The sequence below is a fragment of the Enterobacter sp. A103 genome (assembly GCF_034427535.1).
Taxonomy (GTDB): domain Bacteria; phylum Pseudomonadota; class Gammaproteobacteria; order Enterobacterales; family Enterobacteriaceae; genus Enterobacter; species Enterobacter asburiae_B.
On sequence record NZ_JAXQPQ010000006.1, the window covers coordinates 31,835 to 45,152 of the forward strand.

12 protein-coding genes are annotated in these 13,318 nt (G+C 56.6%); 2 read left to right on the plus strand and 10 right to left on the minus strand.

The genetic code is table 11. The features are described from left to right. Nucleotides 1-35: 35 nt before the first annotated feature. From dam to pilM, 9 genes are all read right to left on the minus strand, one after another. Complete coding sequence (gene dam / locus SPH27_RS16655) at nucleotides 36-848, minus strand: adenine-specific DNA-methyltransferase (protein ID WP_033146808.1); 813 nt, start codon at nucleotides 846-848, stop codon at nucleotides 36-38. A gap of 67 nt (nucleotides 849-915) precedes the next feature. Beyond that, complete coding sequence (gene damX / locus SPH27_RS16660) at nucleotides 916-2,214, minus strand: cell division protein DamX (RefSeq protein ID WP_033146809.1); 1,299 nt, start codon at nucleotides 2,212-2,214, stop codon at nucleotides 916-918. A gap of 92 nt (nucleotides 2,215-2,306) precedes the next feature. Then, nucleotides 2,307-3,395 carry a 3-dehydroquinate synthase gene (gene aroB, locus SPH27_RS16665; RefSeq protein WP_069303369.1) on the minus strand — a complete coding sequence of 363 codons (1,089 nt, stop codon included), beginning with the start codon at nucleotides 3,393-3,395 and terminating at the stop codon, nucleotides 2,307-2,309. 57 nt (nucleotides 3,396-3,452) lie between these two features. Then, complete coding sequence (aroK, locus tag SPH27_RS16670; protein ID WP_003861630.1) at nucleotides 3,453-3,974, minus strand: shikimate kinase AroK; 522 nt, start codon at nucleotides 3,972-3,974, stop codon at nucleotides 3,453-3,455. A 286-nt stretch (nucleotides 3,975-4,260) separates the two neighbouring features. Beyond that, nucleotides 4,261-5,499, minus strand: coding sequence for a DNA uptake porin HofQ (gene hofQ, locus SPH27_RS16675; RefSeq protein ID WP_182071590.1), 1,239 nt, complete (start codon nucleotides 5,497-5,499; stop codon nucleotides 4,261-4,263). After that, nucleotides 5,411-5,815, minus strand: a complete 405-nt coding sequence (locus SPH27_RS16680; RefSeq protein ID WP_182071591.1) for a HofP DNA utilization family protein — start codon at nucleotides 5,813-5,815, stop codon at nucleotides 5,411-5,413. Before SPH27_RS16680 ends, hofQ begins: the two co-directional genes overlap by 89 nt. Further along, a complete protein-coding gene (locus tag SPH27_RS16685) occupies nucleotides 5,805-6,260 on the minus strand; it encodes a HofO (RefSeq protein WP_094934891.1) in 456 nt (151 codons plus the stop codon). The genes SPH27_RS16680 and SPH27_RS16685 overlap by 11 nt, the downstream gene beginning before the upstream one ends. 3 nt (nucleotides 6,261-6,263) lie before the next feature. Continuing rightward, on the minus strand, nucleotides 6,264-6,758 hold the full coding sequence (locus SPH27_RS16690; protein WP_047059815.1) for a PilN domain-containing protein: 495 nt from the start codon (nucleotides 6,756-6,758) through the stop codon (nucleotides 6,264-6,266). Then, the gene (gene pilM / locus SPH27_RS16695) at nucleotides 6,755-7,531 is read right to left on the minus strand and encodes a pilus assembly protein PilM (protein ID WP_182071592.1); all 777 of its coding nucleotides are present in this window, start codon (nucleotides 7,529-7,531) and stop codon (nucleotides 6,755-6,757) included. Before pilM ends, SPH27_RS16690 begins: the two co-directional genes overlap by 4 nt. Before the next feature lie 120 nt (nucleotides 7,532-7,651). On the opposite strand from pilM, the gene mrcA reads away from it, so the two are divergent. Further along, nucleotides 7,652-10,204, plus strand: coding sequence for a peptidoglycan glycosyltransferase/peptidoglycan DD-transpeptidase MrcA (gene mrcA, locus SPH27_RS16700; protein ID WP_048981436.1), 2,553 nt, complete (start codon nucleotides 7,652-7,654; stop codon nucleotides 10,202-10,204). Nucleotides 10,205-10,292: 88 nt separating this feature from the next. On the opposite strand, the gene nudE is transcribed toward mrcA, so the two are convergent. Continuing rightward, nucleotides 10,293-10,853 carry an ADP compounds hydrolase NudE gene (gene nudE / locus SPH27_RS16705; RefSeq protein WP_008503041.1) on the minus strand — a complete coding sequence of 187 codons (561 nt, stop codon included), beginning with the start codon at nucleotides 10,851-10,853 and terminating at the stop codon, nucleotides 10,293-10,295. A gap of 324 nt (nucleotides 10,854-11,177) precedes the next feature. Between nudE and SPH27_RS16710 the strand changes: the two genes are divergently transcribed. Then, complete coding sequence (locus SPH27_RS16710) at nucleotides 11,178-13,313, plus strand: intracellular growth attenuator family protein (protein ID WP_182071593.1); 2,136 nt, start codon at nucleotides 11,178-11,180, stop codon at nucleotides 13,311-13,313. The last annotated feature ends 5 nt before the right edge of the window (nucleotides 13,314-13,318 follow it).

Here is a 13,318-nt window from a genome sequence, read left to right on the forward strand (position 1 = left end):
CTCCTTGAAATGTGTTTACCGGCGGGCAAAACGGCTCAGGGGCGATAAAGAGCCAGAAGTTCGTCCACCTTTTTACGTGTGCCGCCGTTGCTGCTAATGCTACGCCGCACTTTGACCTGAAAATGCTTCGCGGCTTTATACCATTCGCGCGTATCAGGCGTGTCGTGATTCGAAATTAACACCGGAATTCTTTTGCTGACCAGCTTTTCTGCCATCTCCGCCAGACGTGCCTGTTCGGCCGGGCTGAAGCTGTTGGTGTGATAAGCGGTGAAATTCGCCGTTGCAGACAGTGGTGCGTAAGGCGGGTCACAGTAAACCACCGAGTTTACGCCTGCCAGCTCCATACACTCTTCATAGGAGAGGCAATGAAACTCTGCGTTCTGCGCTTTTTCGGCAAAGTGGTACAGCTCGTCCTGCGGGAAATACGGGCGCTTATAGCGACCAAACGGCACGTTAAACTCCCCGCGCAGGTTATAGCGGCACAGGCCGTTGTAACCATGACGGTTGAGATAGAGGAACAGCAGCGCCCGACGGAACGGATCCTGACTCTGATTAAACTCAGTGCGGAACTGGTAGTAAACGTCCGGCTGATTATTCTCCGGCGTAAACAGTTTGCGCGCCTCTGCGACATACTCTTCGGTACGCAGCTTAACAATGTTATAGAGGCTGATGAGGTCGTTGTTGATATCCGCCAGGATATAACGAGAAAAATCAGTGTTCAGGAACACCGATCCTGCGCCCACGAAAGGCTCGATTAGACACTCGCCTTTTGGCAGGTGCTTTTTAATATCATCGAGCAGGGGGTATTTCCCCCCTGCCCATTTCAGAAAAGCGCGATTTTTTTTCATGCTGACTAACTGATTACACCTTCTCCGGCTGTGGAGAAAGCTCCGACAGCATCCTGCGCTTTAAACATTACTTCAGATCGGCCTGAACCTGATGAATCGGCTTCGCCCAGGGATTTTTTGCCTGAACATCCGCTGGCAGTGCCGCTACGGCACGTTTCGCTTCATCTTTGGACGAATAAACGCCGCTGACCAGCACATACCACGGTTGACCGTTACGGGTCGTCTGATAAACAACATAGTCTTTCAGATTTGATTTCTTCGCCCAGCTGTTGAGGTTATCATAGTTAGACGAACTGCTCAGCTGCAGCGTGTAGTTGCTGGATGGCGCAGACTTCATCGAGCCAACGTTACCTGCAGTTTTGCCTGCGGCGCTGCTGGAGGCTGTTGCCGTGGCTGCTGGAGCCGTTGCTGCAGGTGCCGCTGTGGTTGCCGTTGCTTTCGGCGCAGTCTGCGTGACTGGCGCTTTAGCAGGCTCGCTCACCGCAGCCGTTTCGGTGCGTTTCGGCTGTGCCGGTACGGCTTTCACTTCAGGCGCTTTTACGACTGCCTGAGGTTTGGTTTCACGCTTAGGCTCAATCACCGCCTGCTTACGTTCAGGACGCGTCGCAGTTTGCGTCTGGCGCGGTTTGGTTTCCGTCGCAGCCGTTTGTGGCTGAGCGTTACCACCGCGAATCGGGGCAACGGTTGCCGGCTCAGTTGGCAGCGTAGAGTTAACCACGACGTTATCAACCTGCTGCTGGTTCTGCGGCTGCGTCAGCGCATTGTTCAGATCACCCTGAACTTCTACGCGCTGCTGGCCTTCAGGCGTGGCAGGTGCCTGCCCCTGAGCAGGGGTTGAAGAAACGGGCGGCAGAGAAACATCCTGCGGCGCTGTAGTGTTACCTGCGGTCTGCTCTGCGGAAGTCGCACCCGGTGCAGGCTGTGCGCCATTCGCCTGATTGGTCGCATCGTTACCGGACAGGTTGATGCTCTTCTCAGCGGAAGCAGTTTGCTCGGTTGAGTTCGTTGACGGTGCTTTAAGCGCGGAGCCAATGCCGACAATCAGCAGCACAAGCACCAGAACGCCCAGGCCCATCATGATGTACTGGCGGGAAGCCGGTTTCGGCGCAGCGGCTTTTTTACGTTTACGTGGGCGACGCTCTACAGGCTGTTCGTCCATTGAATCTTCTTCGGACTCATAATCCTCTTCTGCTCGCTCTTCGTGCGCGTTGCGGCTGCGCGAAGGGCGACGATCGTCTGCATCCAGATCAACATCGTCAAAGTTGATCTGCGGCTCGTTATCACGTTCTGAAGATTGACGAGAACGACCAGTACGACGATCGCTGGGATCGGGTTTCAGCTCGTCTTCTGGTTTGAATTCATCCATTTAACACCCCACTCAAAGGCTTATGCTAACGACTTTGCATTTCACCTGAAGCTAAACGACCACCTGCGACAGTGGCCTGACCTTTCTAGTTGTTACGCCTGCTGACAATCAGCGATAGCGCCAAGAACGACATCGTGCGGCACTCCGCCGCGCACTTCACTCTTCCCTATTGCAAGCGGGAGTACAAGACGCATCTCACCTGCCAATACTTTTTTATCGCGCATCATGTGGGGTAAATACGCTTGCGCCGACATCTCCTGCGGCCCGGTTACCGGCAAACCTGCACGCTCAAGCAGCGCAATGATGCGTGCCGTCTCTTCAGGTTTAAACTGCCCCAGACGTTCAGAGGTGCGCGCTGCCATGACCATACCGGCCGCGACGGCTTCACCGTGCAGCCAGTTGCCGTAACCCATCTCGGCTTCAATGGCGTGGCCAAACGTATGCCCAAGATTCAGTAAAGCACGTAAGCCCGTTTCACGCTCGTCAGCAGCGACAACTTCTGCTTTCAGTTCACAACAACGACGAATGCAGTATGCCAGTGTAGCCTCATCCAGGCACAGCAGCGCATCCATATTCTCTTCAAGCCAGCTAAAGAACTCGCCATCGAGAATAATGCCGTATTTGATCACTTCTGCCAGACCCGAAGCCAGTTCGCGCTTCGGCAGGGTTTTCAGACAGTCGAGATCCACCACCACCGATGCGGGCTGGTAGAACGCGCCAATCATGTTTTTGCCGAGCGGATGGTTGACTGCCGTTTTGCCACCCACAGAGGAGTCGACCTGGGACAGCAACGTGGTCGGGATTTGAATAAAACGGACGCCACGTTGATAGCTTGCGGCCGCAAAGCCGGTCAGATCGCCCACAACACCGCCGCCCAGGGCAAGCAGTGTTGTATCGCGACCGTGCGGTTTTTGCAGCAATGCGGTAAAGACGGTATCCAGTACCGTCAGGCTTTTATACTGCTCGCCATCGGGGAGAATCACACTGTCGACTTTTACGCCCGCCTGCTCAAGCAGGTGGTGCACGCGGTCGAGATAAAGCGGAGCCAGCGTCTCATTGGTGACCAGCATCGCCTGATCACCCGCTTTCAGTGGTAAAAAGGAAGCTGGGTCGTTAAACAAACCAGCCGCGATGGTGATAGGGTAACTACGTTCCCCGAGAGTAACTGTAATCCTCTCCATGACGCGACATCCACCTTTAATGCTTTTACCCGCAGGCGAGTGTATATAAAGCCAGAATCAGTTGCTTTCCAGCATATGAATAATCTGGTTTGCAACCACTTTAGCGCTCTGGTCGTCAGTACGAATGGTCACGTCGGCAATCTCTTCATACAGCGGATTGCGTTCATCGGCCAACGCTTCCAGAACTTCGCGTGGTGGCGTTTCAACCTGCAGCAGCGGGCGCTTTTTATCGCGCTGCGTACGTGCCAGCTGTTTCTCGATGGTCGTCTCAAGATAGACCACTACGCCACGGGCGGAGAGACGGTTACGGGTTTCGCGAGATTTCACAGAACCGCCGCCTGTTGCCAGAACGATGCCCTGTTTTTCCGTGAGTTCGTTGATCACTTTTTCTTCTCGGTCACGGAAACCTTCTTCGCCTTCTACATCGAAAACCCAGCCCACATCAGCTCCGGTTCGTTTCTCAATCTCTTGATCAGAATCGTAAAATTCCATATTGAGTTGTTGAGCTAACTGACGCCCAATAGTGCTTTTGCCGGCACCCATAGGCCCAACCAGAAAGATATTGCGTTTCTCTGCCATTTTATCGGTACTACTAAGACTATTCGTTAATGGTAATTCCCGCTTCGCAGACACCCAGCGTAGCAGGACATGAACTGAAACCTCATATGCAATAGAGCGAGAGTCAGACTAAAAATTATCTCAATACTCCGGCTTGTTTGGCAACTGATTAAATCACCGCGCCGGGCGCATAAGGTAATAAGACGTAAGTCCAACTCAAATCGGTACTCCTTGTATGCTAATTCATGCCCCACGTCAAACATCTGCAACAAACTGAATGCAAAATCATTGCGGGGATCGTTACCCGTCAGCGAATACCGACCAGACGTGGTGTAATAAACACCACTAGCTCGCGCCGTTCATTATCCTTCCCATCGTGGCGAAAAAGCTGCCCAAGCCAGGGGATTTTCCCCAGCCCCGGCACGCTGTCGCTGCCGGTTTTGTTCTTCTGCGAAAAAATTCCGCCCAACGCCAGCGTTTCTCCACTTTTTACCTCCACCTGGGTTTCTATCTCCTGTTTGTCGATCGCCAGCGTTTCGCCGTCCGCCTGCTGCAGAACCTGTCCCGGCATATTTTCACTGATGTGCAATTTCAGGCGCACGCGCCCTCCCGGTAAGACCACCGGCGTGACCTCCATCCCTAATACCGCCTCCTTAAACTCAACGGAGGTTGCGCCGCTTTCACCGCTTGAGACCTGATACGGGATTTCACTCCCCTGCTTGATGCTGGCCGGTTGCATATGCGAGGCCAGCAGCCGCGGGCTGGCGATGATATCGACCTGCTGTTTTTGCTCCAGCGCAGAAAGTTCCAGATCCAGCAGCCGACCATTGATCCGTCCGATGTTAAAACCCACGTGGCTGGTGGCGCTGGCGACGGAAAGATCGCTGCCAAGCGTGGTGAGCTGGCCAACCTTGCCCGCGTCGGCGGCGTCGGCGAGATTCCATTTCACCCCCAGCTCACGCAGGCTTTTTTCATTAATGGTCACAATATGCGCCGCCAGCTCGACCTGCTCGACGGGAATATCCATCTGAGCGGCCCAGCGCTGCAGCGTCTCCACCACCGTCTGGTTATCGCGAATCAGCAGCCGGTTGGTGCGTTTGTCGAGAGACAAACTTCCCTTGGGGCTCAGGAGCTTTTCCGCGTCTTTTTGCAGCTCGCCGGCATCGGCATAGGAAAAAGCGATGCTGTGAGACACCAGCGGCGCATCAAGCTGTCGACGCGTTCGCTCCTGTTCTGAGCGCTCCTGCTGTTCACGCTGCCAGGCCGCGGTATGCACATAAAAAATGCCGCCCTCCTCTCTCAAAACGAGGCCAGCGCTGGTGACAACCGTCTGTAACGCTTGCCGCCAGGGGACGCGCGTCAGGTTGAGCGACAGCGTGCCGCCGACGTCAGGTGATATCACCAGATTTCGGTTCTCCTGTGCGACCAGGCTCTGCAGCACCTGGACTACAGGCACGTCATCCACCACCAGCGTGACCGGTTTTGGCGCGGCGGCCCACAGCGGATGGCTGAACGCCAGCAGCCACAGCATTATCCATAAATTCATTCTTATTCGTTCCTTCTCGTTGCCACGTCCATGTTCCTGGTTCACATGTGTCACCCACATTAACAACCAGCTCCGTTTCATTTATGGCTGTTATCGTCCAGCCCGCCGGGAAGCGTTCATGCGTTTTCAGCCGGTACCAGCGCTTTTGCCCATCCTGTAAAATGCCGATAGCCTGCTGTCCTACCACCATGCCGCGATAGCGCCACTGCGCCAGCTCGCCAATGGCACAGGGATCGTCCGGCGGGCGAAACGGATCGCGCATGCCGGTCAATAGCAGCGCTGAGCAAACCAGCAAATATCGCGCGCTATTTCGCATGTTCCAGCTCCAGCCGCAGGCGCAACGCTGTACCTTGTGGTGCAATCGCGAAAGCGGCGATCTGCACATCCCGCTGCGCCAGCCGGGAAAAAAGCGCCGGGAGAGCCTGCCACTCCACCTCCAGCATCAGTTCCCCTCCGTTCTGCAGCGGCTTCCAGTGAACCAGCGTTGCGTTATCCCCCTGAAAATCGAGCGGGGAAAACGGCGTCAGCTCGCGTACTTCCGTTGTTTCCGTACGAAACGGCACCTTTCTGACGGCAGGCCATAACGCCGCGTTCGTCCTCGCGTCCTGAATCAGCTGTCGCTGTCGTTCAGCACACTGCCTGTCTAGCGGTCTGAGCAAGGTGCCCCACGCGGCCAGTCCTGCCAGGAGGCTCCCCAGACACCAGAAAAGCACCCGATACCAGGGACGGCTTTCGCACCAGCGTTCTAACAAGGTATCCATGCGTTACCCCTCGCTTTTAAGATGGAGGGTGAACATCCAGCGCCCCTGGCTGTCCTGCCGAAGCTCACCCGCCGTTCCGGGCGTAAAACCCGCTATTTGGCCCAGCGCATCGCGCAAAGCAGACAGGGCTGGCAGAGTTATGGCATACCCGCTCAACATCAGAGCAGGAGGCTGATAGCGAAGCTCTGTCAGCCAGACCTGTGAAGGAGTGGCGCGGGAAAGGGATTCCAGCACCGGTTGCCATGCGCGTTGTTGACGTGTCTGCGCTGGCTTCTGCGCCTGTGAGGCGAGTTTCTGCCGGGAGGCAAGCGCATGCTGCACGGTCTGCATTCCCGTCAGCTCCGTTTGCAGCGCGTGCAGCCTCATAACAGGGTTTATCCGCAGGCAGAAAATGATCGCGAACATCAACAGCACGGTGCCGACACACATTGCCCCCCAGAAACGCAGGCATCGTGCGCGCCGCTGCTGTCGCCAGGGCAGAAAGTTCATGAGGCTCATCCGGGCACCTCGCTCATGGCCAGCGCCAGCGCAACGGTATAATCAGCGCCGCAGTCCGGTAGCGGGGCATGGCAGCGCTCCAGGATTTCCCACGGGTCACGTCGGCTATCAAACAGCGCGATGTCATCCGGACCAAGCGCCAGCAGCGCCGCCAGCTCGGCCACGCTTTCGGCTTCTGTCGTAAAGCGGCGTCCCCACTGGTGGCGCATCGCCCACAGCCACTGCCGGTCGTCGCGCCAGGCGACGCACGTCGCTGGCGCCACCGCAGGAAGAAGATTCGCCAGCGCGCTGGCATCCGGCGTAATGGCCACCAGCCGCAAACGCAGCGTTTTCGCCAGCGCCAGTAGGGTATCAACCTCGTTGTTTTGCGCGGCGGTCACGTGAAAGGTATTGCTGAAGGTATCCTGCGCGTAATCGAAACAGAGCGTATCGGCAGACATCTCCAGTTCGCGCGCGAGCGCCGCGCCAAGCCATGAGAGCTGCTCGCTGTCGCGCAGCGCAACGGTCGGACGGGGGAGCGACCGTTGCAGGGTGCGTGCTGCCGGGAAAGAGAGGAACACCCGATGGTAGTGCGGCAGCGTTTTCCGCCAGTCGCGTAACGCATCAACCAGCTGTTCTGGCTGACAAATTTTGCCGTCACGAATGATGCCCTCGTCCAGAGGAATCGCCCACCAGCGGCGCAAGCACCAGCCCGACTTCTCCCGGGCCAGGGCGACGATCTGCACCCTATCCTGTTGAATATGAACGCCCGTTTGCCATGTTTTGAAAGCCATGCTTCACGATCTCCTTATCGCCCGTCGGGTTGACGGCTATATCAATGAATCAGGCTTGCCTTTATACTACCGCGCGATTGTTTAGAAACTGCCCAAGTGAAACCAAATGGGAAATCTCCGGTGAAGTTCGTAAAGTATTTATTCATCCTTGCAGTCTTTTGCATTCTGCTGGGAGCAGGCTCGATTTACGGTTTATACAAATATATTGAGCCACAGCTACCTGATGTCGCCACGCTTCGCGATGTGCGCCTCCAGATCCCGATGCAAGTCTATAGCGCCGATGGCGAGCTGATGGCGCAGTATGGCGAGAAGCGTCGTATTCCGCTGACCTTAAACCAAATTCCACCCGTGATGGTGAAAGCCTTTATCGCCACGGAGGACAGCCGTTTTTACGAGCACCACGGTGTCGATCCGGTGGGGATTTTCCGTGCCGCGAGCATTGCGTTGTTCTCTGGTCACGCCTCTCAGGGGGCGAGTACCATTACGCAGCAGCTGGCGCGTAACTTCTTCCTCAGCCCTGAAAAGACGCTGATACGCAAGATCAAAGAGGTGTTCCTCGCGATCCGTATTGAGCAGCTGCTGAGCAAAGACGAAATCCTTGAGCTGTACCTCAACAAAATCTACCTGGGTTACCGCGCCTATGGCGTGGGGGCTGCCGCACAGGTGTACTTCGGTAAGCCCGTTGAGCAGCTCACCTTAAGCGAAATGGCAACCATCGCCGGTCTGCCGAAAGCGCCGTCCACGTTTAACCCGCTCTACTCGCTCGATCGCGCCACCGCGCGCCGTAACGTCGTTTTGTCACGTATGCTGAGCGAAGGCTACATCAGCCAGAGCGAGTACGACCAGGCGCGTAACGATGTCATTGACGCTAACTACCACGCCCCTGAGATCGCCTTCGCGTCCCCTTACCTGACCGAAATGGTTCGCCAGGAGATGGTGAATCGCTATGGTGACAAGGCCTACGAAGATGGCTATCGCGTGTACACCACCGTCACCCGTAAGGTCCAGCAGGCGGCTCAGGAAGCGGTGCGGAACAACGTGATGGACTACGATATGCGTCACGGCTATCGCGGCCCGTCAAACGTGCTCTGGAAAGTGGGCGAAAGCGCGTGGGACAGCAAAAAAATCACCAGTACGCTGAAGGCGCTGCCAACCTATGGTCCGCTCCTTCCTGCCGTGGTAACGCAGGCCGATCCTCAGGAAGCCGTTGCGACGCTCGCGGACGGTACGTCCGTCTCCCTGCGTATGGACGGTATCCGCTGGGCGCGTCCTTACCGCTCGGATACCCTGCAGGGCGCAACGCCGCGTAAAGTGACCGATGCAGTCCAGACCGGGCAGCAAATCTGGGTGCGCAAGGTAGGCGAATCCTGGTGGCTGGCGCAGGTGCCGGACGTAAACTCGGCCCTGGTCTCTATCAATCCACAGAACGGTGCCATCCTGGCCCTGGTCGGCGGGTTTGATTTCAACCAGAGCAAATTTAACCGCGCCACTCAGGCGCTGCGTCAGGTCGGTTCCAATATCAAACCGTTCCTCTACACGGCAGCGATGGATAAGGGCTTGACCCTCGCCAGCATCCTTAACGACGTGCCAATCTCCCGCTGGGATGCCGGTGCCGGTTCCGACTGGCAGCCGAAGAACTCTCCTGCGGAGTATGCCGGCCCAATTCGTCTCCGTCAGGGCCTGGGACAGTCGAAAAACGTGGTGATGGTGCGCGCCATGCGCGCAATGGGCGTCGACTATGCCGCAGAGTATCTGCAGCGCTTCGGTTTCCCGGCGCAGAACATCGTTCGCACCGAGTCGCTGGCGTTAGGCTCCGCCTCGTTTACGCCGCTTCAGGTCGCACGCGGGTACTCGGTGATGGCCAACGGCGGCTTCCTGATTGACCCGTACTTCATCAGCAAGATCGAGAACGACCAGGGCGGCGTGCTGTTCGAAGCGAAGCCGAAAATTGCCTGCCCTGACTGCGATATTCCGGTGATTTATGGCAATACGCCGAAATCCGAGGTGCTTGAGAATAAGGACATGGAAGACCCTGCCGTGTCTCAGGAGCAGCAGAACGGCGTCGTGCCGCAGCCGCAGCTCGAGCAGGCTAACCAGTCGCTGGTGGCACAGACCGGCGCGCCGGAGTATGCCCCGCACGTGATCAACACGCCGCTGTCGTTCCTGATCAAAAGCGCGCTGAACACCAACATCTTCGGTGAACCGGGCTGGCAGGGCACAGGCTGGCGCGCAGGGCGCGATTTGCAGCGCCATGACATCGGCGGTAAAACGGGGACAACCAACAGCTCGAAAGACGCGTGGTTCTCCGGCTACGGCCCGGGCGTGGTGACGTCGGTCTGGATCGGTTTCGACGATCACCGCCGTGACTTAGGTCGTACAACGGCCTCCGGCGCGATTAAGGATCAGATTTCCGGCTACGAAGGCGGTGCGAAGAGCGCGCAGCCGGCCTGGGACGCCTACATGAAGTCTGTTCTTGAAGGCGTGCCGGAGCAGCCGTTAACGCCACCGCCAGGCGTGGTGACGGTTAATATCGACCGCAGCACGGGTCAGCTCGCCAACGGCGGTAATAGTCGCGAAGAGTATTTCATCGAGGGCACGCAGCCAACCACCCAGGCGGTGCACGAGGTGGGGACAGAGATTATTGATAACGGCGAGACGCACGAGCTGTTCTGACAACAAAGCAAAACGGCAACCTCTGGTTGCCGTTTTTGTGTTTGCTCTCTCTCCCGTGGGAGAGGGTTGGGGTGAGGGCATCAGGCCACTACAGTCGCCCCTGCCCCTTCAACCACTCCCGTACCAGGAACAGCGCGCTCACGTTGCGAGCCTCATTAAAGTCAGGGTCTTCAAGCAGATCCATCAGGTGCGCTAACGGCCAGCGAACCTGCGGCAGCGGCTCCGGCTCATCCCCTTCCAGCGATTCAGGATAGAGATCTTCAGCCACCACGATATTCATTTTGCTGGAAAAATAGGACGGTGCCATGCTCAGCTTTTTCAGGAATGAAAGCTCATTCGCACCGAAGCCGACCTCTTCTTTTAGCTCGCGGTTTGCCGCTTCAAAGACGGTTTCACCCGGGTCGATAAGCCCTTTCGAGAACCCAAGCTCGTAAGATTCCGTTCCCACAGCGTATTCGCGGATCAAAATCAGATGATCGTCGACAATGGGAACAATCATCACCGCTTCGCGCGAAGAGGGGCGCATACGTTCATAAACGCGACGCACACCGTTGCTAAACTCCAGGTCCACACTTTCGACATTAAACAGGCGCGATTTGGCGACAGTTTCAACATTCAGAATGGTGGGTTTTTGTAATGGTTTGCTCATCTTGATGGGTCTTAGCAGTGAGAACTGGCGTTATTGTGCGATATGCCGCACGGTTTCGGCAATGTCAATCGTTCTTTATTTACATTTGTGCAACGTATCAGGGATCAATCCTCAATTCAAAACAAATGTCAAGAGGTTGAAATGTTTCCAGGAATTTGCTGATATCGCGCCATAACAGGCTTTGCTATCATCACCGGTCACTGGGATGCGCTTCAGAATGCTCAAGTTCGACTCCATACTTGCCGATAGCCAGCCACAGACTCTCATTCAATGTAAAGGTGCTACTGACTACACCTGTAAGAAGATAAGTAAGATGGGGAAAGCATGAGCACCATTTTGATTGTTCTCGCTGCTATGCTGGCCGGCGCGTTGGTTGCAGGGTGGTTGTACAGGCGCCGCGTACAGCGCCGTTATCGTCTGCCTTTTTTAAACGCATTTGCGGGTGCAAGCACGCGTAAACTCACGCAGGACGAGCGCGATGCGGTTGAAAACTATCTCGAAATCCTGAACCGTACTCAGTTAACGCCTGGGCCAACGGGAGCCACCGCTGCGCCCGTCGCGCTAAAGCTGAATGCGCAAAGTGATACCGTGCTCTGCGTGACGCGCTCCATCACGCGCTATGGCATCACCACTGATGACCCAAACAAATGGCGCTATTACCTTGATTCCGTCGAAGTGCATCTGCCCCCGTCCTGGGAGCAATACATTAATGACGAAAACAGCGTTGAGCTGATTCACACCGATTCGTTGCCTCTGGTTATCACGCTTAACGGCCATACGCTGAATGAATACCTTCAGGAAGCCCCGCGTTTTGCGCTGGAGCGCGCGAGTTCAACGCAGGCGTCCATTCGTGGCGAAGAGACAGAGCAGATCGAACTGCTGAACATTCGCCAGGAAACGCATGAAGAGTACGCCCTGAGCCGCCCGGACGGCATCCGTGAAGCCATTCTGATCGTTGCTGCCTTCCTGCTCTTTTTTATCTGCCTGCTCACGCCGGATGTGTTTGTCCCCTGGCTGGCTGGCGGCGCGGTGCTGCTGCTGGCCGGCGGGCTTTGGGGTCTCTTTGCTCCACCGGCTAAAACCTCGTTGCGCGAGATCCACTGCCTGCGCGGGACGCCAAAGCGCTGGGGCCTGTTCGGTGAAAACGATCAGGAGCATCTCAACAATATCTCGCTCGGTATTATCGACCTGATCTACCCGCGCCACTGGCAGCCGTGGATCGCACAGGATTTAGGGCAGAAAACCGATATTGATATCTACCTTGACCGCCACGTTGTGCGCCAGGGGCGCTTCTTATCCCTGCATGATGAAGTGAAAAATTTCCCGCTTCAGCACTGGCTACGCAGTACGGTCATTGCCGGCGGCGCCGCGCTGGTCTTAGCCATGCTGCTGCTTTTCGTGCCGCTGGATATGCCCATTAAATTCACCCTGTCGTGGATCAAAGGGGCGCAAACCATTGAAGCGACAAGCGTCAACAAACTGGATGAAGCCGGTGTACGCGTGGGGGACACGCTGCGCCTGAAGGGAACCGGGATGTGTAATATTCACACCCCGGGGGCGTGGAACACGCGTCAGAGCTCGCCGTTCATGCCGTTCGACTGTTCGCAAATTATCTGGAACGACGCGCCGCCGCTGCCGCTGCCGGAATCCGAAGTGGTGAACAAGGCCACGGCTCTTACCCAGACGGTTAACCGCCAGCTGCACCCGAAACCGGACGATGATTCGCGCGTCAGCCCCGCGCTGCGCTCGGCCATTCAGAAATCAGGCATGGTTCTGCTGGATGATTTTGGTGACATCGTCCTGAAAACGCAGGATTTATGCTCCTCTCAGGATGAGTGCATACGCCTTAAAAACGCCCTGGTAAACCTGGGGAACAGCAAAGACTGGGACTCGCTGGTAAAACGCGCCGAAGCGGGACGACTGGATGGCGTTAACGTGTTGCTGCGTCCGGTGAGCGCGGAATCGCTGGATAACCTGGTCGCCACCTCGACGTCGCCGTTCATGATGCGCGAGACCACCCGTGCGGCTCAGGCGCTGAACAGCCCGGCGCCGGGCGGCTTTGTGATAGCAAGCGATGAAGGCAGCGACCTTGTCGATCAGCCCTACCCGCAGGTTGCGCTTTATGACTACCCGGCACAGGAGCAGTGGAGCCAGTTCCAGCGCCTGGCGCAGATGCTGATGCAAACGCCGTTCAGCGCCGAAGGAATTGTTACGAGTATTTATACCGACGCCAACGGCACTCGCCATATCGGCCTGCACCGGATGCCGGATAGCGCAGGCTTGTGGCGTTACATCGGCACCTCTCTGCTGATGATCGCGATGCTGATCGCCATTTTCTGGAACGGCTTTATGGCCCTGCGCCGCTACCAGCGCTCGCGCACCCGGCTTGCCGACATTCAGCAGTATTATGAAAACTGCCTCAATCCAAAGCTGATCCCCTCGTCTGAGAGCCTGATCTGATAACG